The organism is Dyadobacter sp. CY323, from assembly GCF_021390245.1.
Classification (GTDB): Bacteria; Bacteroidota; Bacteroidia; order Cytophagales; family Spirosomataceae; genus Dyadobacter.
This window is the reverse complement of record NZ_JAJUXH010000002.1, coordinates 365346-391184: the sequence shown is the minus strand read 5'-3', so window position 1 is coordinate 391184 and position 25839 is coordinate 365346. Positions and strand designations below refer to the sequence as shown.

Annotated in this window: 21 protein-coding genes; 9 read left to right on the top strand and 12 right to left on the bottom strand. The window is 44.8% G+C overall.

All coding sequences use genetic code 11. The features are described 5' to 3' along the window. The 4 genes from LZG72_RS05050 to LZG72_RS05035 are packed head-to-tail and all read right to left on the bottom strand — an operon-like array spanning position 1 to position 4378. Positions 1-816 (bottom strand): HpcH/HpaI aldolase/citrate lyase family protein, encoded by an 816-nt coding sequence (locus tag LZG72_RS05050; protein WP_233868332.1) that lies wholly within the window; start codon positions 814-816, stop codon positions 1-3. A gap of 17 nt (positions 817-833) precedes the next feature. Beyond that, positions 834-2102 carry a hypothetical protein gene (locus LZG72_RS05045; protein ID WP_233868329.1) on the bottom strand — a complete coding sequence of 423 codons (1269 nt, stop codon included), beginning with the start codon at positions 2100-2102 and terminating at the stop codon, positions 834-836. A 15-nt stretch (positions 2103-2117) separates the two neighbouring features. Continuing rightward, the gene (locus LZG72_RS05040; protein WP_233868326.1) at positions 2118-3257 is read right to left on the bottom strand and encodes a glycoside hydrolase family 20 zincin-like fold domain-containing protein; all 1140 of its coding nucleotides are present in this window, start codon (positions 3255-3257) and stop codon (positions 2118-2120) included. Positions 3258-3271: 14 nt separating this feature from the next. Beyond that, positions 3272-4378 carry a heparan-alpha-glucosaminide N-acetyltransferase domain-containing protein gene (locus tag LZG72_RS05035; RefSeq protein ID WP_310590544.1) on the bottom strand — a complete coding sequence of 369 codons (1107 nt, stop codon included), beginning with the start codon at positions 4376-4378 and terminating at the stop codon, positions 3272-3274. A 197-nt stretch (positions 4379-4575) separates the two neighbouring features. Here LZG72_RS05035 and LZG72_RS05030 point away from each other — a divergent pair, with 197 nt between their 5' ends. The 4 genes from LZG72_RS05030 to LZG72_RS05015 all read left to right on the top strand — a co-directional run bounded on the left by LZG72_RS05030 (position 4576) and on the right by LZG72_RS05015 (position 10592). Further along, complete coding sequence (locus LZG72_RS05030; RefSeq protein WP_233868323.1) at positions 4576-7179, top strand: family 20 glycosylhydrolase; 2604 nt, start codon at positions 4576-4578, stop codon at positions 7177-7179. A 33-nt stretch (positions 7180-7212) separates the two neighbouring features. After that, the gene (locus LZG72_RS05025) at positions 7213-8043 is read left to right on the top strand and encodes an ROK family protein (protein WP_233868320.1); all 831 of its coding nucleotides are present in this window, start codon (positions 7213-7215) and stop codon (positions 8041-8043) included. 49 nt (positions 8044-8092) lie between these two features. Then, complete coding sequence (locus LZG72_RS05020) at positions 8093-9343, top strand: MFS transporter (protein WP_233868317.1); 1251 nt, start codon at positions 8093-8095, stop codon at positions 9341-9343. 88 nt (positions 9344-9431) lie between these two features. Continuing rightward, positions 9432-10592, top strand: coding sequence for a DNA-binding transcriptional regulator (locus tag LZG72_RS05015; protein WP_233868314.1), 1161 nt, complete (start codon positions 9432-9434; stop codon positions 10590-10592). Here the strand turns inward: LZG72_RS05015 and LZG72_RS05010 are convergent, their stop codons facing one another. From LZG72_RS05010 to LZG72_RS04975, 8 genes are all read right to left on the bottom strand, one after another. After that, a complete protein-coding gene (locus LZG72_RS05010; RefSeq protein ID WP_233868311.1) occupies positions 10593-12635 on the bottom strand; it encodes a M13 family metallopeptidase in 2043 nt (680 codons plus the stop codon). It abuts the gene before it with no gap. 39 nt (positions 12636-12674) lie between these two features. After that, positions 12675-14165, bottom strand: coding sequence for a peptide MFS transporter (locus LZG72_RS05005; protein WP_233868308.1), 1491 nt, complete (start codon positions 14163-14165; stop codon positions 12675-12677). Positions 14166-14318: 153 nt separating this feature from the next. Further along, entirely contained in the window at positions 14319-15227 is a 909-nt protein-coding gene (locus tag LZG72_RS05000; protein WP_233868305.1) for a hypothetical protein, read from the bottom strand. 175 nt (positions 15228-15402) lie between these two features. Then, on the bottom strand, positions 15403-16194 hold the full coding sequence (locus LZG72_RS04995) for a YgcG family protein (RefSeq protein ID WP_233868302.1): 792 nt from the start codon (positions 16192-16194) through the stop codon (positions 15403-15405). Positions 16195-16199: 5 nt separating this feature from the next. Then, complete coding sequence (locus LZG72_RS04990; protein ID WP_233868299.1) at positions 16200-16643, bottom strand: TPM domain-containing protein; 444 nt, start codon at positions 16641-16643, stop codon at positions 16200-16202. A gap of 73 nt (positions 16644-16716) precedes the next feature. After that, positions 16717-17298: a LemA family protein gene (locus LZG72_RS04985; RefSeq protein ID WP_233868296.1), complete on the bottom strand. Its 582-nt coding sequence runs from the start codon at positions 17296-17298 to the stop codon at positions 16717-16719. A 142-nt stretch (positions 17299-17440) separates the two neighbouring features. Then, entirely contained in the window at positions 17441-18622 is a 1182-nt protein-coding gene (locus LZG72_RS04980; RefSeq protein WP_233868293.1) for a deoxyribodipyrimidine photo-lyase, read from the bottom strand. Between the two features lie 122 nt (positions 18623-18744). Beyond that, positions 18745-20688 (bottom strand): OmpA family protein, encoded by a 1944-nt coding sequence (locus LZG72_RS04975; RefSeq protein ID WP_233868883.1) that lies wholly within the window; start codon positions 20686-20688, stop codon positions 18745-18747. Between the two features lie 455 nt (positions 20689-21143). Here LZG72_RS04975 and rpsL point away from each other — a divergent pair, with 455 nt between their 5' ends. The 5 genes from rpsL to rplC all read left to right on the top strand — a co-directional run bounded on the left by rpsL (position 21144) and on the right by rplC (position 25835). Continuing rightward, a complete protein-coding gene (gene rpsL / locus LZG72_RS04970; RefSeq protein WP_026631225.1) occupies positions 21144-21557 on the top strand; it encodes a 30S ribosomal protein S12 in 414 nt (137 codons plus the stop codon). 117 nt (positions 21558-21674) lie between these two features. Next, on the top strand, positions 21675-22142 hold the full coding sequence (gene rpsG / locus LZG72_RS04965; protein WP_131961012.1) for a 30S ribosomal protein S7: 468 nt from the start codon (positions 21675-21677) through the stop codon (positions 22140-22142). A 226-nt stretch (positions 22143-22368) separates the two neighbouring features. Beyond that, complete coding sequence (gene fusA, locus LZG72_RS04960) at positions 22369-24489, top strand: elongation factor G (RefSeq protein WP_233868290.1); 2121 nt, start codon at positions 22369-22371, stop codon at positions 24487-24489. 139 nt (positions 24490-24628) lie between these two features. After that, positions 24629-24934, top strand: coding sequence for a 30S ribosomal protein S10 (gene rpsJ / locus LZG72_RS04955; RefSeq protein WP_026631228.1), 306 nt, complete (start codon positions 24629-24631; stop codon positions 24932-24934). A gap of 280 nt (positions 24935-25214) precedes the next feature. Next, complete coding sequence (gene rplC, locus LZG72_RS04950) at positions 25215-25835, top strand: 50S ribosomal protein L3 (RefSeq protein WP_233854311.1); 621 nt, start codon at positions 25215-25217, stop codon at positions 25833-25835. Positions 25836-25839 lie beyond the last annotated feature (4 nt).

The window sequence follows — 25839 nt, the reverse complement described above, 5'->3', positions numbered from 1 at the left end:
TCAGACGATCAGCGACGATTTGCCCTGTTGTAAATCGTCGCCAGCCTCTTTTCGGATCTTGTTCAGATCGGCATTTAATTTTTGCAGGAAAAGCGCGATATCAAAACTGTGCACCACGATATTGACGCCTTCTTTCATCCATTTGATCTGTCGCTCGGCTTCCATTGAAAAGTGGATACCGATCGACAGACCTTTGGAGCGGGTGGTTCTGATGATGTGAGTGACTGCTTTTTCAAATTCAGGATGATCGTATTGCTCGGGTAATCCCATACTCACCGACAAATCGTGCGGGCCGATAAAAACAGCGTCCAGGCCCGGAACAGATAGTAATTGATCGAGATCCTCCAATGCGGGTACGCTCTCGATATTGGCAATGCAGACATTTCCGGCATTATATCCTTCCACATATTTCTTGAAATCCGCCGGCATATCCGTTTTTCCGGTCAGATAGTCGTTGAGCAACTTTCCTTTTAGTGGACGGAATTTGGTCGCACCTACCAGTTCAAGGATCTGCTCGGGCGTTTCCAGGTACGGCGCGACGATTCCGGCTGCTCCGCCATCGATCGCCTGACAAGCCATAAATGGGTCGGGGCTGGGAATGCGCACAATCGGCACAATGCCCAGACTACGGAATTGCTGACATAAAACCGCAAGTTCAGGTCTGCCCAGCGGGATGTGCTCGGTGTCTATAAATACAAAATCAAGTCCTGACTTTTTGATCGCAGCCGGCCACATCGGACCCGTGGAGGTAATGCAGGTACCATATACATTCCGGCCGTTTTTAAGTTTATCGATTAAATCCAGAGGTGCGTTCATAATAGTTTTAGATCGGATTATTGCTTCATCAGCCAGATTTCGGTTACCTGCGAACCCCGCTCACCTTCTCCGCAGTTCCAGATAAATGTGATGTTCCCGTCTGCATGAGCTTGTTTCGGGATATTAAATTCAAACGTCGGCTGGTCGCCGGTCTGGATAAAATCGTGGATTACCGAGCCATCGTCGGTCGTCATTTTCATTCGTGACCGAAACCTGCCCGTGTAAGAAATCCTGATCCGGTAAGTGGCTTTTGGGTCGAGCTCGTCATAATGTATTTTCAATGGCTGATCGTAAAGCGTTTTAGCCTGCTTCATCCACACTTTCGGCGTAACCTGACCTTTGAACCCCGTGGCCTGGATTTCGTCCACCCATTCCTCGCCGACCAAACCTACTCCAAAACCAATGCGTGGCGATTGTAAACTGCCAGGATCTTCCTGCCACGAAAGCCCGGGAATAACGCGGTACCAACTTTCAGGATCGCCAAAATGATCGTAAAACCCACCCGGGCCGGGATCTGTCCGGTGTAGCATCTGGTCGATTTGTTTCAGTTTCTCGGTCTCATTATCCAGCTTATCAATGCTTTGCAGCTGGTCGAGCAGCCAGGGGGAGTCGTTGAGCGGCATGTTGATCAAATCCATAAAGTTGCCGCGGCCTGACATCGCTCCGTGCTTTTTCATGGTCAGCTGCGCACCAATGCTTTTGTATAATGAATCGGCGAGGTTTTGGCATTTGGTTTGATAGTCGGGGAAGATCGGTTCTTTCCAGCCCTTTTCTAGTTCCTGCCGGGCTTTTGAAATCGCATTTAAAGAGCCGGATTTGGCAGCTCCACCTAAAATCTCCCGCGCCTTTCGTTCCAATGCAGTTTCGTAGATGAGCCGCTGCCGGGTGTATGCGTCGAAGTAGGCACGGATCAGTCCCATTTGGAATCTTGGATTTTGCAGGATTTTCAGTGGGGCAACTTTCTCCATCGTCTGCCATTGTCTTAAGGTGACATCAACCCCGTCGTTGCTGATTAGCTCGCCTTTCCAGTTCTTTTCCAATGATACCAAACCCTGCGCGATGGATTCTGTATAGTCCGGGCCGAGGAAAAGTCTTGAATATTCTCTCAGTGTTTGCATGACCGGCATTTCCGGGTCCCAATCCTGGTCACTCCATACGAATTTGTTGACATCATCATTGGTACCTTCCGAGTAGCTCACACTTCCGATCCCATACTCGTCGAGCGCATTGTGAATGGCTTTTTCGTCAAATGGGCGTGGGTTAATGCTTTCCCGGCCGAGCGTCACCGCAAATGCAAGGTCTCAGTGCGGAACGGGGTACTGGGAACTGTAATTATGGGTAATGTCGGGATAATGCCGGATCGGGATGGAAGGTTTCAGCAACTCGCGGATTTTGGGCACAGGAATTTTTACCCACGGACCAAAAACGACGCCGCCAAACCAGGGATATTCTTTATTTGCATGACTAAAGAAACTATCAAACCAATGTTGAGTGGGCCTGAAAACCTGAGGCGAAACCCAGATTTTAGCATTTGGATGATACTTATGTAAAACTTCGGCTTCTTTGGCGAGCCACGCAAACAGTACGTCGGGTTCCAGTTCTCCCGGATCGCCAGCCGGAACAAAAACCGCATTTAACTTGGGCAGACTGGCAAAAACCAATTCTCGTTCCCGCAATTCCTTCTGAATGGAATCGGCGTGAATGTAATCTTTCCCCATGTTCGGATACCACATCGAAACGTCCAGTCCGTACGATTTGCAGATCCGCGATTGTTCGACGATCATCTGCGCGGCGGGGATTTTCATGTGTCGGCTGGTAGAATCGTCGTCCGTCCGCGGGGGAAGTATTTCAATGGTATTCGCGCCGAATAATGCGAGTTCGCGGATGTACTGGTCAAACTGCGCAACCGTAAATGCATCATACGCATTGGTTTTGGGACGATATCCAAGCTGATGCCCGCGCACCGGATATTTAGGGCTGGTGGAAATGGCGAGATCTTCGGGGATCTTAATGCTGCCGGTTTTCATTTCGAGATTTCGCAGCAGGCGCCCAACGCCGTAGAAGATGCCGCGTGCATCTTTTCCATTAATTATAATCGTATTGCTTTTCTTGATAAACAAGACTTGCAAGCCTTCGGCCTCGACTTTCGGAAGCTGAGACAATGCAGCCCGGTAGTTTTCGGGCAGTTTTGAAATGTCTTTTTCCGTGGAAATGATAATGGTTTGTCCGGCTTTCGGGAGACGTTTCAGGATCGGGATTTTAATGCCGGTCCGTTTGTCTATTTCTGATTGCAGTATTTCAACACTTCTCAGCAACACATTTTTGTCCGTCGTTGCGAGGTAAATGCCGGGTTTTGAGAAATCAATGGATTGGGCGCAAACGGGGTTTGCCTGCATGACCCAAATGCATAACAACAGGCCGAGCTGCTTTGCTGAAATCATGAAATAGTTATGAATTAAAGCTTGATAAAAATCTTCTTTTTGTAAAGCATGTATGCAGGTATAAAGTTGATGCACACAAAAAATACTGCATATAGCATACTGGCCAGCCGGGGATCGAAGCCAGCTCCCCATAATACATTCACGGTGATCTGATTAGGAGTCTGACCATTGATTTCGAACTGATAAAAAAACAGGGCGAAAATGTCGGCGAGCACATACACGGTAATGGCATTTGCTCCGAAGATAATCCCGGGTGCAGTTCCTCTTTTTCTGCCTTTTATATCCATGATAAAATACAACGTGCCGAAAAGCATGGAAGCAAATCCGGAAGTGACGAGTACAAATGAGCTCGTCCACAAGTTTTCATTGACCGGAAACGCCAGTCCCCAGAAATATCCCGCCGCAGCTGAAAACAAGCCGGTGGACATCAGGTAATTGCTTTTTTCAATTGGCGTCAATGATCTCAACATTAATCTCCCGGCCAGCATTCCTGTGATGCCGGTGACAATGGAAGGAAATGTGCTCAAAATACCTTCGGGATCCCAGGTACCCTGCCACATTTTTCCGGGCAGATATTGCTGATCCACCCAGGCGGCGAGGTTCTGTCCGGGCTCTAACATAACTTTTCCCAGTCCGGGAGTTGGGATCAAAACCAGTGCTAACCAATAACAAACCAGGATAGAGATTCCCAGAATGGCCTGTTGTTTCCAGGTGGAGTTGAGGTATAAGATCGCGCAAACCAGAAATACGATCGCAATGCGGTGGAGCGTACCGGTGTACCGGAGGTCTGAAAAATTGAAATGCGGTATCAAGTTGAGGAACATCCCGACCGCGAATATCTTCAAAGAACGGATGATGATTTTTTTGTAAAGATCTCCTTTGGGCCCGCCATCGGACAGTCTTTTTGAGTACGCGATCGCAATGGAAACGCCGACGATATACAGGAAGGTGGGGGCGATGAGGTCGGTAAATGTGAGTCCGTTCCATTTGGTGTGGCGAAGGGTAGGGAACACGAACTCCTCGTTACCAGGAAAATTAACCATGATCATAGCCGCAATTGTGAAGCCGCGCAGGGCATCCAGAGAAAGCAACCTCGAAAATTTGCCCGATTGATTTTCCACCAGTAAGTTGTTTAAGGCTTAAATACGGGTGAAAGATTTGGAAAGGCTACTGACTTTTGAATTAATTAAATTCTTCCGATGGTTATTCGCCGCGACTAGTATATTTTGCCGACTTATCAGTATTACTAACGCGCTCCGGCCGGATCTTGAAGCATTCGCCGGGGGCATTCAAAACACTTTTGTCTTCTTATACTTATATGAAAAGATCGGTTCATTTTCAGCTCTGCGTTCTCTGTTTAATATTCTTGTTCAGTTGCGGCAAATCCGGGGAAATCTCCAAAGAACAAGCTGAGAAGATCGGCATTTCGTGGAAGCTGGTAAGTAACTTCATCGAGCCGGACGGAAGTTTTGAAGCAAAATTTACAATTAAAAATGGAAGCAATTTTGCATTGGATGGCACGAACTGGAAGCTGTTTTTCAACATGTCGCCGCGACCGATCCAATCAAATAAAACACCGCAACCTGCCGTAGTCGAGCATATAAACGGGGACTGGTACCAGATGGTCGCTGCAAAAGATTTCAAACTTGCAGCCGGGGATTCGGTAACGATCACCTATACAGGTACAGAAGGGATTATTAAAGAAACGGATGCGCCGATGGGGCTGTATTTTGTGTTTTATGATCAGGATGGGAAGGAAAAGGATATTGTTCAGGTAGCGGATTTTACGGTTGAACCTTTTACTACAAAAGAACAGATACTTCGAGGAAAGAGGGACTTGAAGGTGATACCGACACCTGAAACGCGTTATAAAGAAAACCTAGCATTCACCACATTGGGAGCGGATCAGCTGCTGAAGATCATTCCAAGCCCGGTAAAAATGTCTTCGCTATCCGGCACATTTACATTAACCGGAAAAACCAGTGTATTCTATCAGGAAGGTCTTGAAACGGAGGCAAAACTCTTGATCGAAAAACTGAGGGCCATTACCGGCGCGGATTTGCCGATACAAAAAGGATTACCGCAAGCAACATCTCCCGACGCACCTGCGATCGTACTCAAAACCGGAACGGTGCATGTGAATGGAACTGCAAAAGAGGCATACAAGCTCGGTATCGACCAAAAAGGGGTTGTGATCACCGGAAGCGATGCGGCGGGTGTGTTTTATGGCGTTCAAAGTTTGCTGCAACTGGTACCGACTGAGTCTTATATTAAGAAAGCAGATTCTGTAATTCTGGGTTATGTGCAGGTGGAAGACGCGCCGCGGTTCCACTTCCGCAGCATGCATTTGGATGTGGGCCGGAATTTTCAGACCAAAGAATCAATCAAAAGGGTACTTGACCTGCTGGCTTCTTACAAGATCAATCACTTCCTTTTTTATACCTCAGAGGACGAAGGCTGGCGGGTTGAAATTGATGGATTGCCTGAGCTGACGGAAGTAGGCGGACAACGCCAGCATACTTCGGGAATGAATGCGCCTGCATTACATCCCAGCTACGGCTCCGGCCCGAAAGCATATGATAAAGGCAAACACGGAAGTGGTTATTATAAAAAAGCAGACTTCATCGAAATCCTGAAATACGCGAACGAGCGGCATATTAAGGTGATTCCGGAGGTGAATTTCCCCGGCCACGCACTGGCGGCGATCAAGGCGATGGAAGCCAGGTATGAGCGTTTGATGAAAGAAGGCAAAGAAAAAGAGGCAAATGAATACCGTTTGATCGACCCGGAGGACAAATCGGTTTATTTGTCTGCTCAGGCTTATAAAAACAATGTCGTTTGCGTAGGAAGAGAGTCGGTATATCATTTTTATGAAAAAGTGGTTGACGAATTTGCCAAAATGTATAAAGAGGCTGGCTTGACGATGGATACCTTTCACACCGGCGGAGATGAAGTAGCCGACGGAGTCTGGACCAAGTCGCCGATGATCGATAAGCTTTTGAAAGATCATCCTGAGCTGGATGGCCCAAAAAGTCTGCAGACTTACTTCTTACGCGAGCTTCTGCCAAGACTTGAAAAAAGAAACCTGAAAGTACACGGCTGGGAAGAGGTAGCACTGACCAAAACACCTGCCGGGGCGTATTTATCTAATCCCGAATTCGTTGGACGACCCGTTTTTCCATACATCTGGAACAATGTATATGACGTCGATCTGGGCAACCGGATGGCCAACGACGGTTACCAGGTTATTCTTTGCAATGTGACGAATTTCTACTTTGATATGTCTTATGACAACGATCCGAAAGAGCCGGGTTTGTACTGGGCAGGATTTGTAGATACCCGTGATATGTGGACGTTCTCGCCTTTTAATATGTTCAAAACGACCGAAGAAACGGCAATGGGCAAACCGATGAAGGAGGAGTTTGTCGGCAAACAATTGTTGAAACCGGAAGCCAGAAAGAATGTGTACGGGGTGGAAGCACAGCTTTGGAGTGAGACGATCAAAGGCCGGGACATGATGGAATATTCCATTCTGCCAAAGCTGCTCGGGTTTGCGGAAAGTGCCTGGTCGGAACGTAAATGGGAAAATGTGGCGGATGACGCAAGCCGGAAAAAGATGATCGGGGAAGGCTGGAACCTCTTCGCCAATTCCATTGCCCGAAATCAGTTACCAAAGTTGAAATTTTTGAATGGCGGCTACAACTACCGTTTGCCATTGCCGGGAGCTGTTGTGGAAAACGGTATGCTGAAAGCTAATGTCGGTTTACCGGGTCTTACCATTCGCTACACCGTAGACGGTTCCGAGCCGACCGCATCGTCACCTATATACAATGTGCCGGTAAACGTCGCAGGTGTAATCAAGCTCAAAAGCTTCGACCTGGCCGGAAGTTCGAGCCGCACCAGCGTGATTACTACCAAATAAAGAACCGGACAATACTCAACGTCAATAAGCGAAATGAACATAGGTGTAGACATCGGCGGCACGAATATGCGCGCCGGGATTGAATCGGGTGGGTTTATAACCTGGCAGAATAAAACGCTTCTTGAAAACAAAGACTCATTATCCTCGACGCTGGATCAGCTTATCGAGCTGATCCGGCCATTTACCAAGCATCCGGTGAAAGGGATCGGAATCGGGGTTCCGTCGGTGGTGGATGTAAACAAAGGGATTGTTTATAATGTAATGAATATTCCTTCGTGGGAGGAAGTTGCGCTGAAAGACATCGTTGAGAGTGAGTTCAATTTGCCGGTGTCGATCAATAATGACGTCAATTGTTTCATTTTGGGAGAACATCGGTTTGGTCTGGCAAAAAAATACCGTTCGGTGATCGGTATGGCCATCGGGACAGGATTAGGATCAGGCATTATCATCAACAACCATCTGCATGCTGGAAATAACTGCGGGGCGGGGGAGATAGGGATGCTGCCTTACAAGGATTCGATCCTGGAAAATTATGTTTGTAACCGCTTTTTTGAGGATTCACTGGGTATCAATGCGTATGACGCACATCTCGCCGCATTAAATGGAAATGCTAAGGCAATAGAAGTGTGGGGAGAGTTCGGCGCTCACCTCGGCGCGGTGATCAAGGCGATCTTATATACGTATGATCCGGAAGCGATCGTGCTGGGAGGTTCCATTGCAAAAGCCAATCGTTTTTTCCAGGAAAGTATGTTGAAAAGCCTTAAAGATTTTGCGTATCCCGAATCGGTTAAACGACTGACTTTGCTACTTTCTGAAAACGAGAATATCGCTTTGCTGGGTGCTGCGGCATTATTGGACGTTTGAGAACCAGTGAATAAAGATTAAATTAGGTTCCGAATCTAACCCAACCCTCATGCAGAGAAATATATTTATTGTCATTCTGATCCTTCTCATATTCTTCGTTATTTCCTTTCTGACCAACATCCTTGGTCCCATTATCCCCGACATCGTTAAAAGTTTCGATCTGAGCATCGGGCTGGCCGGCTTCCTTCCATTTGCTTTTTTTGTTGCGTATGGCGTCATGTCCATTCCTGCGGGTTTAATGGTGGAGCAATATGGAGAGAAGAAAATGCTAATCCTGGCGTTTATACTGGCCTTTGCGGGAGCCTTAATATTCGCATTGATTCCCAGTTTTTCCATTGCATTATCTTCGCTTTTTCTCATTGGCATCGGCATGGCGATGTTGCAGGTCGTGATCAATCCATTACTGAGGGTGGCGGGGGGCGAGGAGAAATTTGCATTCTTCTCGGTGCTGGCGCAGCTGTTTTTCGGCGCAGCATCCTTTCTAAGTCCTTTACTTTACAGTTACCTCGTAGCAAATGTACATTCCAGAAAATCAGGGTTTTTGATAGGGATATTAGATGGATTGGTACCTGAAAACCTTGAATGGATTTCATTGTATTGGGTTTTTGCAATCATCGCCTTGGCAATGGTCGTGGTTACTTCAGCGGTGAAATTTCCGAAAGTGGAACTGCTGGAAGAGGAGCGGATCGATGTCGGTAAGTCATTTAAGGAACTGGCCGCTAACCGGTACGTCTGGCTGTTTTTCCTCGGTATTTTTGCTTACGTGGGTACTGAACAGGGAATCGCCAACTGGATCTCTCAGTTTTTACAAACCTATCACAATGTTGACCCGGCGACAACCGGAGCATCCGTAATCTCCTATTTCTGGGGATTACTGACGATAGGCTGCTTTTTAGGTCTGATATTATTAAAACTTCTTGATAGCCGGAAAGTGTTGGTTTTCTTCACGGCAGGTGCAGTCATATCATTGCTTGCTGCCTTGTTTGGCTCCAAAGACATTGCATTGCAAGCATTTCCTATCACTGGTTTTTTTGCGTCGGTCATGTATTCAGTCATTTTTTCACTGGCATTAAATTCTGTTCCGCGTCATCATGGCACATTCTCAGGCATTCTCTGCGCGGGCATTGCGGGAGGAGCGGTCGTGCCATTAATCGTAGGCGGATTGGGCGAACTCTTTGGATTGCAGCTAGCTATGTTGTTTCTTTTGCTGCCGCTGGGTTATATTCTCAGCATTGGAATCTGGGCAAAGCCATTGATCACTAATGAGAGGATCACCAGCTTGAAAGATATTTTTGATTGAGCTATTAGCGATTAGCGATTAGCCGTTAGCTTTTTTGGCTAACTACTAAAACCAACAGCTAAAAGCTAGCAGCTAACAGCTAAAACCCATGCACAAAATCATTCTCCTTCTTGACTTTGCCGAAGAATATAGTAAGAGCCTGATGAAAGGGATTAATGCGTATTCCAGGGAGTTCGGGCCGTGGATTTTCTGCCGGATGCCGCTTTTCCACCGGGAGACGATTGGTATCGACGGGATTTTGAAATGGGCCCTGGAGTGGGGGGCGGACGGTATAGTCGGTCAGCTTTACAACAAGGAAATTGATAAAATACTGAAAGCGGAAATTCCGGTGATCGCGCAGGATTTTAAGGAGCGTTTTACAGAAATACCAAACATTACCGGCGCATACCAGGAAGCCGGAGAGCTTGGCGCCGATTATTTTTTGAAAAAAGGCTTTACCAATTTTGCGTTTTACGGGTTTAATGACATTGTATGGTCGCGGGAACGGGCGGAAGGTTATGAGGAAAGACTAAAAGCAAAGGGCCATAAAGTGCATTACTTCGAGCACAAAAAGGCCAGATCCACGGAACTGTGGTATTATAAGCCAAGTTCATTGAGCCGCTGGCTGAAATCACTCCCCAAACCGATCGCATTGATGACCTGCGACGATAACCAGGGTCAGCACATTACCGAAGCCTGCCGCGCCGTGGGAATCCGGATCCCGGAAGAAGTTGCGGTATTAGGAGTCGATAACGATGAAATGATCTGCGATTTGTCCGATCCGCCGCTTTCCAGTATTGCATTGGATGTAGAAAAGGGAGGCTATGATGCGGCCAGGCTGCTGGATCATATGATCAGAAACGGAACGAAGGATTATTATGACATTATCGTAAAACCGTCACAAGTGATCACCCGGCATTCCACGGACATTTATGCCACGAACGATGATCACATTGCTTCATCATTGAAATACATTCATCAGAATATCGAGAAAAACTTGCACGTCGATGAAGTTGTAAAGCAAGTTCCATTGTCGCGCAGGGCATTAGAAAAGCGGTTTTTAGAAATAACGGGTTATCCTATCTACAAATACATTTTCAACCTGCGCATTGAAAAGTTCACCCAAAAGCTGCTTGATACGGATATGTCGGTTTTCGAAATCGCATTGGATATGGGGCTGAACGACAGCAAAAATATAGCCCGCCAATTCAGGCAGGCTAAGGGTTGTAGTCCAAGTGTTTACCGCAATAAATATCTGGCAGGCAAGTAATTACCAGATCACCACGCGGGCGGAATCGGGCAATGCAAGTTTGCTTCCTGTGCCGCAGCTCCAAGCCGTCTGAAACTCTTTCAAATGCGGCAGTGGTCCATTGACACGGTTTTTGGCAGGTGAATGCGGATCAGTCTGGATTTGATTTTGTAACGCCTGGTTGGTAATATTCTGGTGCCATACCTGCGCCCAGCCGAGGAAGAACCGTTGTTTCCAGTTGAACCCATCAATCAATGCAGGTTCCGGTTTGCCTTCCAGCGATTTTTGCAATGCATAATAGGCCAACGTCAGGCCACCGAGATCCGCAACGTTTTCCCCGATCGTCAATGCACCGTTTATTTTAAAGCCTGGCAATGCCTCGATTGCATTAAAATACTCGATATACTTCTTGGTCAGCTTGTCAAAATTCGCGCGATCAGCTGCTGTCCACCAGTTTTTAAGATTTCCCTCATCATCAAACTGTGAACCCTGGTCATCGAAACCATGCGTAAATTCATGACCGATCACCGCAATGATGCCGCCATAATTAATGGCATCGTCGGCGTCGCGGTTGTAAAATGGAGGTTGTAAAATACCTGCCGGAAATACCACCTCATTGTTCAAAGGATTATAATAGGCATTTACCGTTTGCGGCGTCATCAGCCATTCTTTTTTATCGACTTCTTTTCCGATTTTATCAATGCCTTCTTTATGCTCAAAAAGAGAAGCGGCGACCACATTCTCAAAAAGCTTATCAGGTGCGATTTCGATCGATGAATAGTCTTTCCATTTGTCAGGATAGCCTATTTTGTAAGTAAATGCTTTTAGTTTTTTGTGCGCTTTTGCTTTTGTCGAATCACCCATCCAGGTCAGTTTATCAATTCTTTCACCATAAACCGTCCGCACATTTTCGATCATTTCAGACACTTTTTTCTTGTCTTCCTCTGGGAAATATTTCTTTGTAAACAGCTTACCCAAAGGCATTCCGAGAAGTCCGTCGGTGGACCGGATCGCTCTCTCAAGTCTCGGTTTCTGCTGCTTGGTTCCCCGCATAACGGTACTGAAGAAATAGAAATCTTCACGGTCGAAGTTCTTAGGCAAGAATCCTGCGAACCGGCTAAGAAGTTTCCATTTGGTATACAGTTTCAGGGTAGCAATCGGCGTTGCTTTCAGTAATGTATTCAGATTTTGCAGGTATTGTTTGTTTTGAACAATGATTGTATCAGTCTTAATATCCTGCTTATCTGCAAATGTTTTGAGGTCAAAATCAGGCGTCAGTTTTTCAAAATCCTTGAAAGCCATTTTGTTATAAGTCTTCACAGGATCTCTCAATTCTACATTTGTAAGCTGTAGTTTGGCGAGTTTTGTTTCAAAATCCAGAATGGTTTGTCCGGGTTTCGGCTCGGGAAATGCAGCCATTGCGGCCATTTTATCCACATGCTTTACAAATTCCGACCTCACTTTCACAGTACTGGAATCGGTGCGTTCGTAGTAACTTTTTTCACCCAGGCTAAGTCCGCTCTGGCCCTGATATAGCGCATTGACCTTACTGTTCCGTAAATCGCCTTCCACTCCAAAGCCGATAACGGAGGATACACCGATTTTCTGCATTTCTCCCGCCAGGGCCGACAGATCCTTTAATGAAGAAACGCCGTTTATTTTATCTATGTAAGGTTTTAATGGGGTTAATGCCCGCTTTTCAATGGTGGCAGTATCCAGAAAGGACTGATAATAATCGGCGATTTGTTGTTCTTCGCTTCCTTTTTTACGGTCTTTCAGGCTGGTAATTTCTTCGATAATGCCTTTGAGCCTCACTTCCTTATTTTCTTTATCCAGAATGCCTCCAGCGCCCCAGCGGCTTTCAGTACCTGGTATCGGATTCTTCTTTTTCCAACCGCCGTTGGCGTAGGTATCAAAGTCATCACAGGCTTTTGCCGTGGAGTCGAGTGAGCTGACGTCGAACCCGGGCACTTTTTCAGACGCAGATTCTTCTTTTTCTTTTTTACAGCTTGCCGTAATCATCGAAATAAGCAGTAATGCAACGCCTAGTGTGGCTCTTTTCATGATGTTAATGGTTGTTTTTGAAGTATTGAAATAGATAATCTAACTGATCCCGCCCATCCAGCCTTTAATAGGCTTCCAGAAAATAAGCAGTACAAAGCCGAATGCGGTCGTAATCAGAGCTACCTGATTGAACAATGCGGGCATTTGCATGATATTTCCTTCATCAAAACCGCCTGCAAATATTCCGGCGATCAGATTTCCGAGGGAGGCGCCCACAAACCATATCCCCATGAGCTGGCTGACGTACCGTTTCGGGGCTAGTTTTGTATAAGAGCTTAATCCAACGGGACTTACGCATAGTTCTCCGATGGTATGGAGAAAATAAGTGAATGTCAGAAATAATGGCGATGCCAGCTCACCTTTGATCGCGATATTGGAAGCAGCGACCATCACGAAGAAACTGAGGCCTAGTAGGATCAACCCGGCAGCAAATTTGACCGGGATCGACGGGTTCATATTTCGTGAAGAGAGATAGATCCAGAGACTTGCGAGTACCGGGGCGAAAAGGAGAACAAATGTTGGCTGGAAATTTTGAAACCAGCTGGAAGGTACTTCCCAGCCGCCGATCATTCGTTGGGTATGTCGTTCTGCGAAAATTTGTAATGAAGTACCGGCCTGTTCATAACCCGCCCAGAAAAGCGAGATTGCCAGAAAGAGGATAATGAGTACCAGTACCCGATATTGTTCCACGCGGGTAAGCCCGCCGGCGACTAATATGTAAAGGAAATAGGATGCGGAAATAGTCACAATGATGACACCTGCACCCTTTGCGAGGCCCTGTGCGGTTGTCATATCGATGGTGCCGGAGTACTGCAAAATGATCAGGAATAGGATCAGCAGAGCTACAAGTCCGTAACCAAGTTTTGAATTACTGCTAGATTGGGCAATAGTTTCGGGTGTTGAGATTTTAGCCGGCGGCACGTCGCCCATTCCTCTTAAATGCCGGGCACTGCCGATTTTGAATACGATCAGTCCAAGTAACATGCCGATTGCCGCAGCCCCGAAACCCATATGCCAGCTGACACGTTCGCCGAGATAGCCCACAATGGCGATCCCAAGGAAGGAGCCCAGGTTGATACCCATATAAAAAATGGAGAATGCAGCATCTCGCCTCGCACCGCCTTCGGGATAAAGTTCTCCGACGATCGAGCTGATATTGGGTTTCAATAAACCTGTTCCCACAGCAACTGTGGTAAGTCCTAAAAAGAAAATGGCCGTTCCCGCCGGAAAGGCCAATATGATATGTCCGCACATTATAATGATCCCGCCATACCAGATCGCTTTTTTCTGGCCGAGAATATTGTCGGCGAGCCAGCCGCCAGGCAGCGTCAGCAGGTAGACAGATGCGGTGTAAATCCCATAAATCGCCGCTCCTTCAGCAGCTGTCATACCTATTCCGCCCCGAACTTTATCTAATAAAAAAAGCAGCAGTATTGCCCGCATCCCATAGTAACTGAACCGCTCCCACATTTCGGCAAAAAACAAGACATACAGGCCGGTAGGATGTTTCTGTGATATTTGTGCAGACATAGAAGAGAAGTGTTTTATTTGGTTATTCAGCGAAATTGTCAATGATTTTACTGACAAGATAGGAATTATGAATAAATATCTATAATCCCAAAATAAAAGCGGCAGCAGGATTGAACACCCTGCTGCCGCGTAAAAAACTGAAACTTAATGTAATTACTTTACAGAAAATGTTCCTTCGCCAACGGAAAAACCTTCGGAATAAAGTTCAATGGTGTATGTACCTTTTGTAAAAGCAGCATCACGGTCATATAGAATGCTTACGTCCTGGTTGTTGTTGGTATAGGCAACATCTTTACTAATGGTGTAACCCTGCTCCTGGCCATTATATTCGAAGGTTCCGGAACCTGTTTTGGTATCAGAAATAGTGGCGCCACTTGGATCGATAATCCGGAGGTAAATGGTCTTATTATCGGCCATCGTCAGCGGGTTTTTTTCAAGAATAAAATCAACACGCACTTTATCAACCCGTTTTGACTTTACATTCTCACCCTCTCTGACTTTACCTTTTGACGAAACGGCATATACTTTTACGTTTCGGGCCCGTAATGCGGCAGCCATCGTTACCTTGGATTCCAGTTCCGTATTCTTAGCAACTGCGCCACTTAATGAATCGCTGATTGCTTGTTTGGTCGTTTGCAGTTCGGTTTTTTCCTGGGCCAGTGTTTCGTTCTGACTGATCAGCTGCTGATTTTCTTCTCTTAACTGTGCGATTTCAACATCTTTCTTGGTCAGGAAGTCTTCATACTCCTTCACCTTTTTGCTCATGTTTGCATTGCCTTTACGAAGTGCGATCCGGTCGCTTTCCAGTGAGGCTTTGGCTTTTTGCAGTTCTTCGATGTCTCCCCCCAAACCCTGAACTTCGGCAATTCTCGCGTCAAGTTGTTTTGAAATAGAATCCAGCTTGATCTCCGCACTTGCGAGTTCGTTCACCCGGGATTGAAGATCCGTGTCCTGCTTTGCAGTAAGTGTGCGTTCATTGTAGTACAGATAGCCGAAAACGGCAGCTATGATTGTCATCAGAATTAAACCAACTAAAAGTCCGGTGTTGTTTTTCCTTTCCATTTGAATTGTTTAGGTTAAATGATAAAATTCAATGGATATGTTCAAAAACTATGCCACTACTATACGTAGTAGGTGGGGTAGTAAGCCAAAAAAGCGATCAGGCTGCAAGTGATATCGTGCAGCCTGATCGCTTTTAAAACTATAAGTTCGTGGAAATTTGAAATCTAAATTCTGATCAATAATCGCCTCCTGCGCCGCCTCCGCCGAAACTTCCGCCGCCAAAGCCCCCAAATCCACCGCCGCTGCCACCTCCAAATCCTCCGCCCCAGTTACCTGATGAACTTCCCCCTCCAGAATGGGTGGTGTATGGGAAGAATATCGGGCCTCCGAAGTTTCCTAATCCTCCGCCACCACGGTTCCCTCTGTTGCGATTGCGGAAAATGATAATCATAATAATGATGAAAACTACCACAAATCCGATGAATGGAGAGGACGAGCCGTCGCGGCCTTTATCTGTTTTCGGATCTTTTGGATCTGCTTTGTACTCGCCGGTTGCATATTTAAAGATTGTATCGACACCGTCGTTCAATCCCTGATAAAACTGTCCTTCCTTGAAACGTGGTGTGATTACTTGTGAAATGATCCTTTTTGCAATGGCATCGGGAATAACGCCTTCCATTCCATACCCGGTGCTGATAAAGATCTTCCGATCGGTCGGAGCCCATAAAAGTACGATCCCGTTGTCTTTATCTTTCTGGCCAACACCCCATTCGCGCCCTATTTTAAATGCATAATCAGCAATTGGGTAATCACCGGTTGTCGGAACGATTACAATGACGATTTGCGAAGAGGTGGAGTCATTGTAAGCAACCAGTTTTTGTTCCAGTTGTGCCTTTTCGCCTTCGTTTAGTTGTTTCGCAAAATCGTTAACAAGGCGGGGTGGATTGGGTTTCGGCGGGATATCCTGTGCCCACACACGAAATAGTGAAAGAGCCAGCAAAACCGAGAAAATCAGGAATCTCTTCATAGCATTCATTGTCCGAACGAAATGTCATCCGGAAGTTCGTTGATGTCGTTGGAGCTGTAAGGGAAGTGTGTTTTGAGTTGAATTCCGGCTTCTTCAATTCCTTTGCTTAAACCTTCGGTAAATTGTCCCTTTGAGAAATATTGGCGAAGAAGATCTTTTGTACTGTTCCAGAAATCAGCCGGCACTTTTTCATCGATTCCTTTGTCTCCCAGTACCGCAAATTTGTGGTCCTCGTGAGCCAGGTAAAAGAGCACACCGTTTCGTTGCGCCGTTTCGTGCAGATGCAGAAAAAGGAAAACTTCTTTTGCCCTTTCCATTACATCTTTGACAGGACACGTTTTTTCGATGTGGACTTTAACTTCTCCCGATGTCTGCTTTTCGGCTTCCTGAATAGCAAGAATGATTTTCTGCTGTTGCTCTTCTGTAAAAAAAAGTGGTTCACTTGCCATTGCTTGCTGGATTATGAGACAGGAAGAGTCAAAAAAATGGTTTCCCGATGTGAGCGGGAAACCATTGGAGAGACTAGAATTGTACGGATGGGGCTTTTTCAGAACCAGCCGCTGCTGTGAAATAGCCTTTCTGAGAAAAGCCGAAAACACCAGCGAAAAGATTGGTAGGGAAGGTGCGTACCTCCTGGTTGTAGTCTTTAACTACGGTATTAAAGTCGTTTCTTGCTACACCTATCCGGTTTTCGGTGCCTTCTAATTGCGCCTGAAGTTCAAGGAAGTTCTGGTTTGCTTTTAGATTCGGATATGCTTCAACAGTTACCAAAAGTCTGGAAAGAGAGCTACTTACCTGATCCTGAGCTGCCTGGAATTTAGCGATATTTTCAGGAGTGAGCTGATCGGCATTAATGGTAGTTTGAGTTGCCTTGCTACGCGCCTCGATGACGGCGGTTAGCGTACTTTTTTCGAAATCAGCGGCACCTTTTACTGTACTTACAAGGTTCGGGATCAAATCAGCCCGACGCTGATACTGGCTTTCTACCTTTGCCCACGATTCTTTTACGACTTCATCTTTACCTACCAGGCCATTATATTTACCGCAGCCAACGAATCCCAGAATGAGAACTACGACGATAACTGCAATCAGTCCTTTTGACATTTTATATTCAGTTTAGAGTTAATGAATGTGGTTCAAAGTTGTCCAAAGCTAGCAAAATCTTCAGGAAAAACTACATAACCGGCGAATGGCAGATGTTATCTCCAAAATGGCCTGGATGAGGGGTTTTAAGACAAAAACATTCCTAGTCATGACCAACACCGGCGATGTTATTCCATTTGCCCCAATTTACGGACACTTCATAATCCAGTAAACAGCTTTCGAAAAACATCGCTCCCCATGTCCAGTTGGTCCGAAGGTTATTGACAAGATAATCGGCTGCGAATTGACGTTCCCTCGCAGTTATGAAACCATTTGCTTTTAGCATTTTCATGCACTTATTTAATTCAATATCCGTGGTTTCTCCATGAGCCCATGAGTCAAAGACGGTTTGGTCTTTTGCCCATTGTGTCGAAAAATCATGTTTTACGCCACTTAATTTAAATATCCGTGGACCGTACCGAAGCAAGATCCATTGGAAATAATCCCTTTTTAAAAGGTCATCAATTAAGTTTTGAAACTCGCCATTCCGACTTTTTAAAGCTTCGTGATAAATGAATCTGGCCGACAGACATCCAAGTGAAAGCCAATCTGACAAACGCGAATCCGTTAATGGTTCTGATTCAGAATATGCATTATTTAACTGCCCCAAATAATCAGTAAGTGCCGAAAGTGCGGCTGATTCACCGCCCGCAGGATGTAAATTCGTTTGATCGGACTTAGAGATTTCGATCGGGTCAATTCCCAGTGCGGGAAGTGACGGTATTGCGCCTGCTTCATATTCTGACGGTAGGGTAATCTTTAAAGGCTCGGCAGATACCTCCTTCACAGTCAAATTTTTTCTAATCTGCGGATCGAAATCATTATAAGATGCGGGAAGTTTGGATATTGGAAAAGGCAAATCCATTGCATGAACCAATGTGTCCATCCAGAAAAGCTTGATGTCAACGTTGAAAATTTTCAGGTTTTTGCTCAGCGACGATTCGATCCTGGTTTCCTCCGGCCCGATTTCTTTGCTGGTGTAGACGTATTGTGCACTGTAATCTTCTGCGATCTGTGCGACAATCTTCTCTGGTTCTCCAATGCGGATCAGCAGCTCTCCGCCTTTTTGCCGCAACCGGTTTCTCAGTTCAGCGACGGACTCGATCAAAAATTTAGCCCTTAATGCACCGGTTCTTCTGAATTTTAATTTCGTATTTTCAAATTGCCTGGGATCGAAAACATATACCGGGACAATCTCCTCGGACGAGTTGACTGCCGCTAACAATGCGTCATTGTCGTTTAGACGTAAATCATTTCGAAACCAGTAAATAATGCGTTGAGCCATTAATTGAAATCGTTGTAAATGTATTGTTGGAAAAAAATGCAATAATACGAAATCGGGGCAGGGAAGCATAAAAAAAGCCGGTTCACAACTTGTCGTGAACCGGCTTTCAGAAGGTAACTGACTTAATAACTTAGGATCGTAAATTCTGTCCGGCGATTTCGCTGATGCTCTTCCTCTGTTTTTGCATTCGGGATAATGAGCTCTCTCTCTCCATAACCTTTCGCGACCATCCTGTCGGCATCTATTCCTTTTGTATTCAGGTAATTAACCGCTGACTCGGCCCTGTTTTGAGACAAAGTCATGTTATACGCATCTGTTGCGCGTGCATCCGTGTGCGAACTCAATTCAATCTTCATTGTTGGATTATCTTTCAAGATCTGTACCAGTTTATCAAGCTCAATCGCAGCATCAGACCGGATATTGTATTTGTTCAAATCGTAATAAATGTTTTCAAGAACGAAAGTCTTATTCAGTTCAAGTCTGTCGAGTTTGATCGTTACATTAAACGTTGTATCCGTCAACTCTTTCGCCAGGAAAATAGGTGGTATCGAGCGACCATTCATGGAAAACGGCTCTCTTTTGCTGATGTACCCTTTCCTTTGAACCAAAAGACTGTATGATTTTCCTTCTTCAACCGGTTGTTTACCGAATTTTCCTTCTGAGTTTGTTGATAGCTCGCTTATCTGAGTATCCGAGGTATCAGGCAAGATATGAACTACGGCCGAATCGATAGGAATCCCGTTTTGTCCAGTGGCGATCACATTTCCTGCCAGAAAGTACCTTACTACTTTCGGTTTGCCATTGATGTAATTCGGATTATTTGGATTGAGCGGATCATTTGGGTCGCTGTTTCTGGCAATCGACGTAGTATCCGGGTCTTCGGGAGCCGCGAAATAATAAATGTCGTCGTCCCCCTTACCCCCTTCCCGGTTGGAGGAAAAGAAACCTTTTTTCAAATTTTGATAAAACACGAGACCAAAATCGTCCTGGGGACTATTGAATGGAAGCCCCATATTTTCAATGGAAATAACGCCCTGACTTCTTGTAGCGGAAAAAAGATCCAGTTTGCCGAGACCAGGATGACCATCCGATGCAAAGTAAAGTTTACCACCTTCCGCTACATACGGAAACATCTCATCCCCGGCTGTATTAATATCCCGTCCCATGTTGACAGGTTTGCTGAATCGTCCAGAAGCGTCCATGTTGGTGCGATAAATGTCAATTCCACCTGCACCCCCTGGCCGGTTCGAGGCAAAGTAAAGTGTTTTCCCATCTCTGGAAAAAGCAGGAGAACCATCCCAGGCCAATGAATCATTAATTGGCAGAATAGCAGGCGCAGTCCATTGTCCATTAATATTTCTGCTCATATATAGATCAACATCCGCAGTACCTTTCTTCTTGCCAGTGTTTCCCCGGGCAAAAACAAGCGTCTTCCCATCCGGGGAAAACGCAGGAGAACCTTCGTTTGCATCAGCATCGAAGATCTCCTGGCTAAACAATACCGGGTTTCCTTGCGTATTTCCGGCATCCTCTGCAATAGCCACTTTATATAGGCCTAGCATTGCCTGTCCATTGTTTTTGTAAACTTTTTCTTTTTTTGATGAAGAGAAGATCAGTTCATTTCCTAAAATCGCGGGTGAGAACTCAGAATTGGCGGTGTTTAAAGGGACATCCTTAATAGATACCTCCATTTTCTCAGTTTTTAAACGATCGGCAATCCTCAGGATCTCAACCTCCCTTAAAGCGCGTTCCTGCAAATTCTGGTTGGAGCTGGTATCTTTTGCAAACGCGGCAAATTGCGCTGATGCTTCTTCATACTGGCCATTCGTTTTCAAAGCATATGCATATTGGAATTTTGCATCCGGATTAGCCAGGCCGCCATCCAATGCATTTTTATAGTAGGGAATGGCTTCTTTGAAACGGTTCGAGAGGCGATAAGACTCCGCGATCAGATAATTAGTCTGAACCGGCTCGTAATTTTCCTCAGCAGCCTTCTGAAATCCTTTTATAGCAAGATCGTATTCGCCGTTGGCAAATTTCTTTTGTCCATCTTTAAATGCCTGCATCGCCGAATTGCAGCTGGATAGATATAATATGATCGTAGAAAGACAGATCGCCAGGGTACAATAACTCCTCAGAAGTTTCATAATGTAAAATGTAAAATCAAACGTTTCGACGCGCACATTGGGTTTGGAAAAACAATACTAATAAACAACGTTCGGAAATAAAATTCTGGATATTGTGGGCTCAGATTTTTCTTAGATCTGTTTTCAGGATAATAATGACTTTAAAGTACCAATATTTAGGCCAAAACAACATGGGATACGCATAATGGTGATTATTGTTTGTAACGCCAAAACTGAGGATCACATTAAACATCAAATGGTTGTTCCCGGAAAAATGATGCAGTAACATTTTGGAAATCAATGGAAGTCTTTTACTTTTGCAGTCCGATTTTTCGGGAAAACTGTTTACATAACAATAGACTGGTTTGCTAACCAGATCAAAATCAATTTGTTAAATGCCAACTATTTCACAATTAGTCCGTAAAGGTAGAGAGACCATTACATGGAAATCAAAGTCTCCGGCTTTGGATTCCTGCCCCCAGCGGAGGGGTGTGTGCACCAGGGTGTACACAACTACGCCAAAGAAACCGAACTCAGCCCTTCGTAAAGTTGCGCGTGTTCGTCTTTCCAACAACAAAGAGGTGAATGCCTACATTCCAGGTGAAGGCCACAACCTACAGGAGCACTCGATCGTATTGATTCGTGGTGGTCGTGTAAAAGATCTTCCAGGTGTTCGTTACCACATTATTCGTGGTGCATTGGATACTGCAGGTGTGAACGGACGTAAGCAACGTCGTTCGAAATATGGTGCTAAGCGTCCAAAACCAGGACAAGTTGCGGCTGCACCGACAAAAGGTAAGAAAAAATAAAAAGTAACTCTCTCTGCTTTTATTAAGTAATTAAAAATCTGATAAAAGGGAAGTAATCCTGGGAAGCCAGGGTGAATAAGTTGCAAAACGAAACCTCGTGTAAAACATTAAGCTAAAATGAGAAAGTCGAAACCAAAGAAAAGATATATCCTTCCTGATCCTAAGTTCAGGGATGTTCAGGTTACAAAATTTGTAAATAACCTGATGTACGAAGGAAAGAAAAGCATTGCATTTACTATCTTCTATGACGCATTGGAATTGGTTGAGAAAAAAACCAGCGAAAGTGGTCTTGAAACATGGAAAAAGGCTTTGAATAATGTAACTCCTTCTGTGGAAGTTAAGAGCCGCCGCGTTGGTGGAGCTACTTTCCAGGTTCCGACGGAAGTTCGTCCGGAGCGTAAGCAGTCATTAGGTATGAAATGGTTGATCAACTATTCCCGCAAACGTGGTGAAAAGACAATGGTTGACCGCTTGGCGGGAGAAATCATCGCTGCTGCAAAAGGTGAAGGAGCTGCAGTTAAGAAGAAAGATGACACGCACCGTATGGCAGATGCCAACAAGGCGTTCTCACACTTTAGATTCTAGAATCTAAAGAGATCTTTATAGATCGGAAGTTCGGGTTCCCGAGCTTCCGATTTTTATTTTAGATTTTACCAAAATTTAACGTGTTCAGAATTGTTTTTATAATCACCAATTTGTACTTTTGCGCTCTGAATTTTTGGAAGTAGTGCATTTGTATGGGCCTTCTGTGATTCAAATTGCTTCAGAGTGAATTGCACATTGAATATAAAATAACACATCACCATCAGTCATGGCACGTGATCTAAGATTAACAAGAAACATTGGTATTGCTGCGCACATTGATGCCGGTAAGACAACCACAACGGAGCGTATCCTTTACTACGCAGGGGTAAGCCACAAAATTGGAGAAGTGCATGATGGTGCTGCTACAATGGACTGGATGGAGCAGGAGCAGGAGCGTGGTATTACCATTACATCCGCTGCAACAACGGTTGATTGGAATTATCGTGGTGAGAAATATCATATCAACATTATTGATACACCGGGACACGTTGACTTTACAGTTGAAGTAAACCGTTCTCTTCGTGTATTGGATGGTCTTGTATTCCTTTTTAGTGCAGTTGATGGTGTTGAGCCTCAGTCTGAAACGAACTGGCGTCTGGCTAACAACTATAATGTAGCTCGTATCGGTTTCGTAAATAAAATGGACCGTTCTGGTGCAGACTTCTTGAAAGTTTGTACGCAGGTGAAAGAAATGCTTGGAAGCTACGCTGTTCCTCTTCAATTGCCCATCGGTGCTGAAGATACATTTAGAGGTGTAGTTGACTTGGTTAACTTCCGTGGTATCGAATGGAATGAAGAAGACAAAGGAATGACTTTTAGAGAAGTTCCTATTCCTGATGATATGCTTGAAGAAGCAACTGAGTGGAGAGAGAAATTACTTGAAGCTGTTGCCGAATTCGACGACACTTTGATGGAAAAATATTTTGAAGATCCAGCTTCTATTTCAGAAGACGAAATTCTTGCGGCTTTGCGTGCAGCAACGATCAGCATGAAAATCGTTCCTATGGTTTGCGGCTCTTCTTTCAAAAATAAAGGTGTTCAAACGATGCTTGATTACGTGATGGCTATTTTGCCTTCACCACAAGATCGTGAAAGCATAATCGGAACTGATCCTCGTACAGGAAATGAAATTTCTCGTCAACCAACGGACTCAGATCCTTTCTGCGCATTGGCATTTAAAATTGCAACGGACCCTTATGTAGGACGTCTTTGCTTTATCCGTTCTTACTCAGGATATCTTGATTCAGGCTCTTACGTTTTGAACAACCGTTCAGGAAATAAAGAACGTATTTCTCGTATTTTCCAAATGCACGCTAACAAGCAAAATCAAATTGATCGTCTTGAAGCAGGTGACATTGGAGCTGTTGTAGGATTTAAAGATATCAAAACGGGAGATACATTATCTGATGAAAAGAATCCAATTATTCTTGAATCAATGGTGTTCCCTGAGCCGGTAATTGGTTATGCAATTGAGCCTAAGAAAGCGGCTGACAGCGATAACTTTTCTAAGGCAATTACAAAATTGATCGAAGAAGACCCTACGTTGCAGGTTGAAAGTAACGAAGAAACTGGTCAAACGATCATTAAAGGAATGGGTGAGCTTCACCTTGAAATTATCATCGACCGTATGCGTCGTGAATTCAAAGTAGAAGTAAATCAAGGAGCTCCTCAGGTTGCTTACAAAGAGATTCTTACGAAGAACTATGAGCACCGCGAAGTTTACAAGAAACAAACAGGTGGTCGTGGTAAATTTGCCGATATCGTATTTGAAATCGGACCACGTGATGATAACGAAGAAGGAAAAGAACCAAAAACAGGTTTGCAATTTGTAAATCAGATTGTTGGTGGTACTATTCCTCGTGAGTTTATCGCTCCGATCCAGAAAGGTTTCGAAGCGTCCATGTCAAATGGTGCGCTTGCAGGATATCCTTTGGATTCTATGAAAGTGCGTATTTTCCACGGATCTTTCCACGATGTCGATTCAGACGCACTATCATTTGAACTTGCAGCGAAAATCGGTTTCAAAGAAGCTGCGCGTCATGCAGGTTCGAAATTGATGGAGCCAATTATGCACGTTGAAGTGCTTACGCCTGACGAGTACACAGGACCAATCACTGGTGACCTAAACCGTCGTCGTGGTGTGATGAGAGGAATGGATTCGCGTAATGGTGCGCAGGTTATCAAATGTGATGTTCCTTTGTCTGAATTGTTCGGATACGTAACTGATCTTCGTACAATGTCATCGGGTCGCGCAACTGCTTCTTTGACATTCGCTTACTACGAGATTGTTCCTAATAACATTGCGGAAACTGTAATTGAAAAAGCAAAAGGTTTAGTTAAAGCATAAATGAAATGATCCGCTATCTGTAAAATAGATAACGGATCATTTTTATATAGAAGCTTGCGAAGTAAATGGTTCTTTCGCTGGTGGATTGTCGAAACTTGTTTCGTTCAAATGTTCTCAGAACCGGAAATAATAAAGCAAAATGAATCAAAAAATCCGAATCAAACTTCGCTCTTTCGACCACAATCTGGTTGATAAGTCAGCTGAGAAAATTGTTAAAGCTGTAAAGGCAACTGGTGCAATCGTTAGCGGTCCAATTCCTTTGCCAACTAAAACTGAGAAATTCACTGTTCTTCGTTCTCCACACGTTAACAAGAAGTCACGTGAACAATTCCAGCTTTGTACTTACAAACGTTTGGTAGATATTTTCTCTACAAGTGCAAAAACGGTTGATGCGCTGATGAAGCTTGAATTGCCAAGCGGTGTTGATGTAGAGATTAAAGTTTAGTGAAAGCGGCTTATTAGATTAGGCCATTTACATAAAATTGGATGAAGGTCCTTTTAAGGAAACCACATCTGAGCTCGTGAAAGTGATTGAACGTATGCATATTTCAGTGCAGTTTAATTGTGATCAGATTTAGAGGTCAGATGGTTCAAATCATCTGACCTTTTTTGCTGATTATCAGTGAGAAATATTAAATAACTGTTTGGATACTGGAATTTGATTTCCTACCTTTGCAGTCCGTTTTAAAGAATAAGGGTTTTACCTGCTAATTTAATTTCAAAACATGTCTGGTTTAATTGGTAAGAAAATCGGAATGACTAGTTTGTACAATGCTGACGGGCAGGCTCTGGCATGTACTGTGATTCAAGCTGGTCCTTGTGTTGTTACACAAGTTAGGTCCGAAGAAAAGGATGGCTATAAAGCTATCCAATTAGGTTTTGGTGAAAAGAAGGAAAAGAGCTCTTCCCAGCCTATGATTGGTCACTTCAAAAAAGCCAACACAACTCCTAAGCAAAAGGTTGTTGAGTTTAAGGAATTTGAAGTGGAGCATGAACTTGGAACTTCATTATCTGTTACGGATATCTTTGAAGAAGGCGAGTTTGTTGACGTTGTTGGTTCTGCCAAAGGCCGCGGTTTTCAAGGTGTTGTAAAGCGCCATGGTTTCGCAGGGGTAGGTGGCCAGACTCACGGTCAGCACAACAGAGCGCGTCACCCAGGTTCGATTGGTGCTTGTTCATTCCCATCACGTGTATTTAAAGGCATTCGTATGGGTGGACGCATGGGTAACAATCGTGTAAAAATTCAGAATTTACGTATTCTGAAAGTGATCCCTGAGCAGAACCTTTTGGTTGTTAGTGGCTCAGTACCTGGTTCAAAGAATTCATTTCTAATCATTGAGAAGTAGCACG

Bases quoted from the DNA above. Each gene is read 5' to 3' on its own strand.
- LZG72_RS05050 (WP_233868332.1), bottom strand. From the start codon at position 816: ATGAACGCACCTCTGGATTTAATCGATAAACTTAAAAACGGCCGGAAT.
- LZG72_RS05040 (WP_233868326.1), bottom strand. From the start codon at position 3,257: ATGATTTCAGCAAAGCAGCTCGGCCTGTTGTTATGCATTTGGGTCATG.
- LZG72_RS05030 (WP_233868323.1), top strand. From the start codon at position 4,576: ATGAAAAGATCGGTTCATTTTCAGCTCTGCGTTCTCTGTTTAATATTC.
- LZG72_RS05025 (WP_233868320.1), top strand. From the start codon at position 7,213: ATGAACATAGGTGTAGACATCGGCGGCACGAATATGCGCGCCGGGATT.
- LZG72_RS05020 (WP_233868317.1), top strand. From the start codon at position 8,093: ATGCAGAGAAATATATTTATTGTCATTCTGATCCTTCTCATATTCTTC.
- LZG72_RS05015 (WP_233868314.1), top strand. From the start codon at position 9,432: ATGCACAAAATCATTCTCCTTCTTGACTTTGCCGAAGAATATAGTAAG.
- LZG72_RS05010 (WP_233868311.1), bottom strand. From the start codon at position 12,635: ATGAAAAGAGCCACACTAGGCGTTGCATTACTGCTTATTTCGATGATT.
- LZG72_RS05005 (WP_233868308.1), bottom strand. From the start codon at position 14,165: ATGTCTGCACAAATATCACAGAAACATCCTACCGGCCTGTATGTCTTG.
- LZG72_RS05000 (WP_233868305.1), bottom strand. From the start codon at position 15,227: ATGGAAAGGAAAAACAACACCGGACTTTTAGTTGGTTTAATTCTGATG.
- LZG72_RS04995 (WP_233868302.1), bottom strand. From the start codon at position 16,194: ATGAAGAGATTCCTGATTTTCTCGGTTTTGCTGGCTCTTTCACTATTT.
- LZG72_RS04990 (WP_233868299.1), bottom strand. From the start codon at position 16,643: ATGGCAAGTGAACCACTTTTTTTTACAGAAGAGCAACAGCAGAAAATC.
- LZG72_RS04985 (WP_233868296.1), bottom strand. From the start codon at position 17,298: ATGTCAAAAGGACTGATTGCAGTTATCGTCGTAGTTCTCATTCTGGGA.
- LZG72_RS04980 (WP_233868293.1), bottom strand. From the start codon at position 18,622: ATGGCTCAACGCATTATTTACTGGTTTCGAAATGATTTACGTCTAAAC.
- LZG72_RS04975 (WP_233868883.1), bottom strand. From the start codon at position 20,688: ATGCAGGCATTTAAAGATGGACAAAAGAAATTTGCCAACGGCGAATAC.
- rpsL (WP_026631225.1), top strand. From the start codon at position 21,144: ATGCCAACTATTTCACAATTAGTCCGTAAAGGTAGAGAGACCATTACA.
- rpsG (WP_131961012.1), top strand. From the start codon at position 21,675: ATGAGAAAGTCGAAACCAAAGAAAAGATATATCCTTCCTGATCCTAAG.
- fusA (WP_233868290.1), top strand. From the start codon at position 22,369: ATGGCACGTGATCTAAGATTAACAAGAAACATTGGTATTGCTGCGCAC.
- rpsJ (WP_026631228.1), top strand. From the start codon at position 24,629: ATGAATCAAAAAATCCGAATCAAACTTCGCTCTTTCGACCACAATCTG.
- rplC (WP_233854311.1), top strand. From the start codon at position 25,215: ATGTCTGGTTTAATTGGTAAGAAAATCGGAATGACTAGTTTGTACAAT.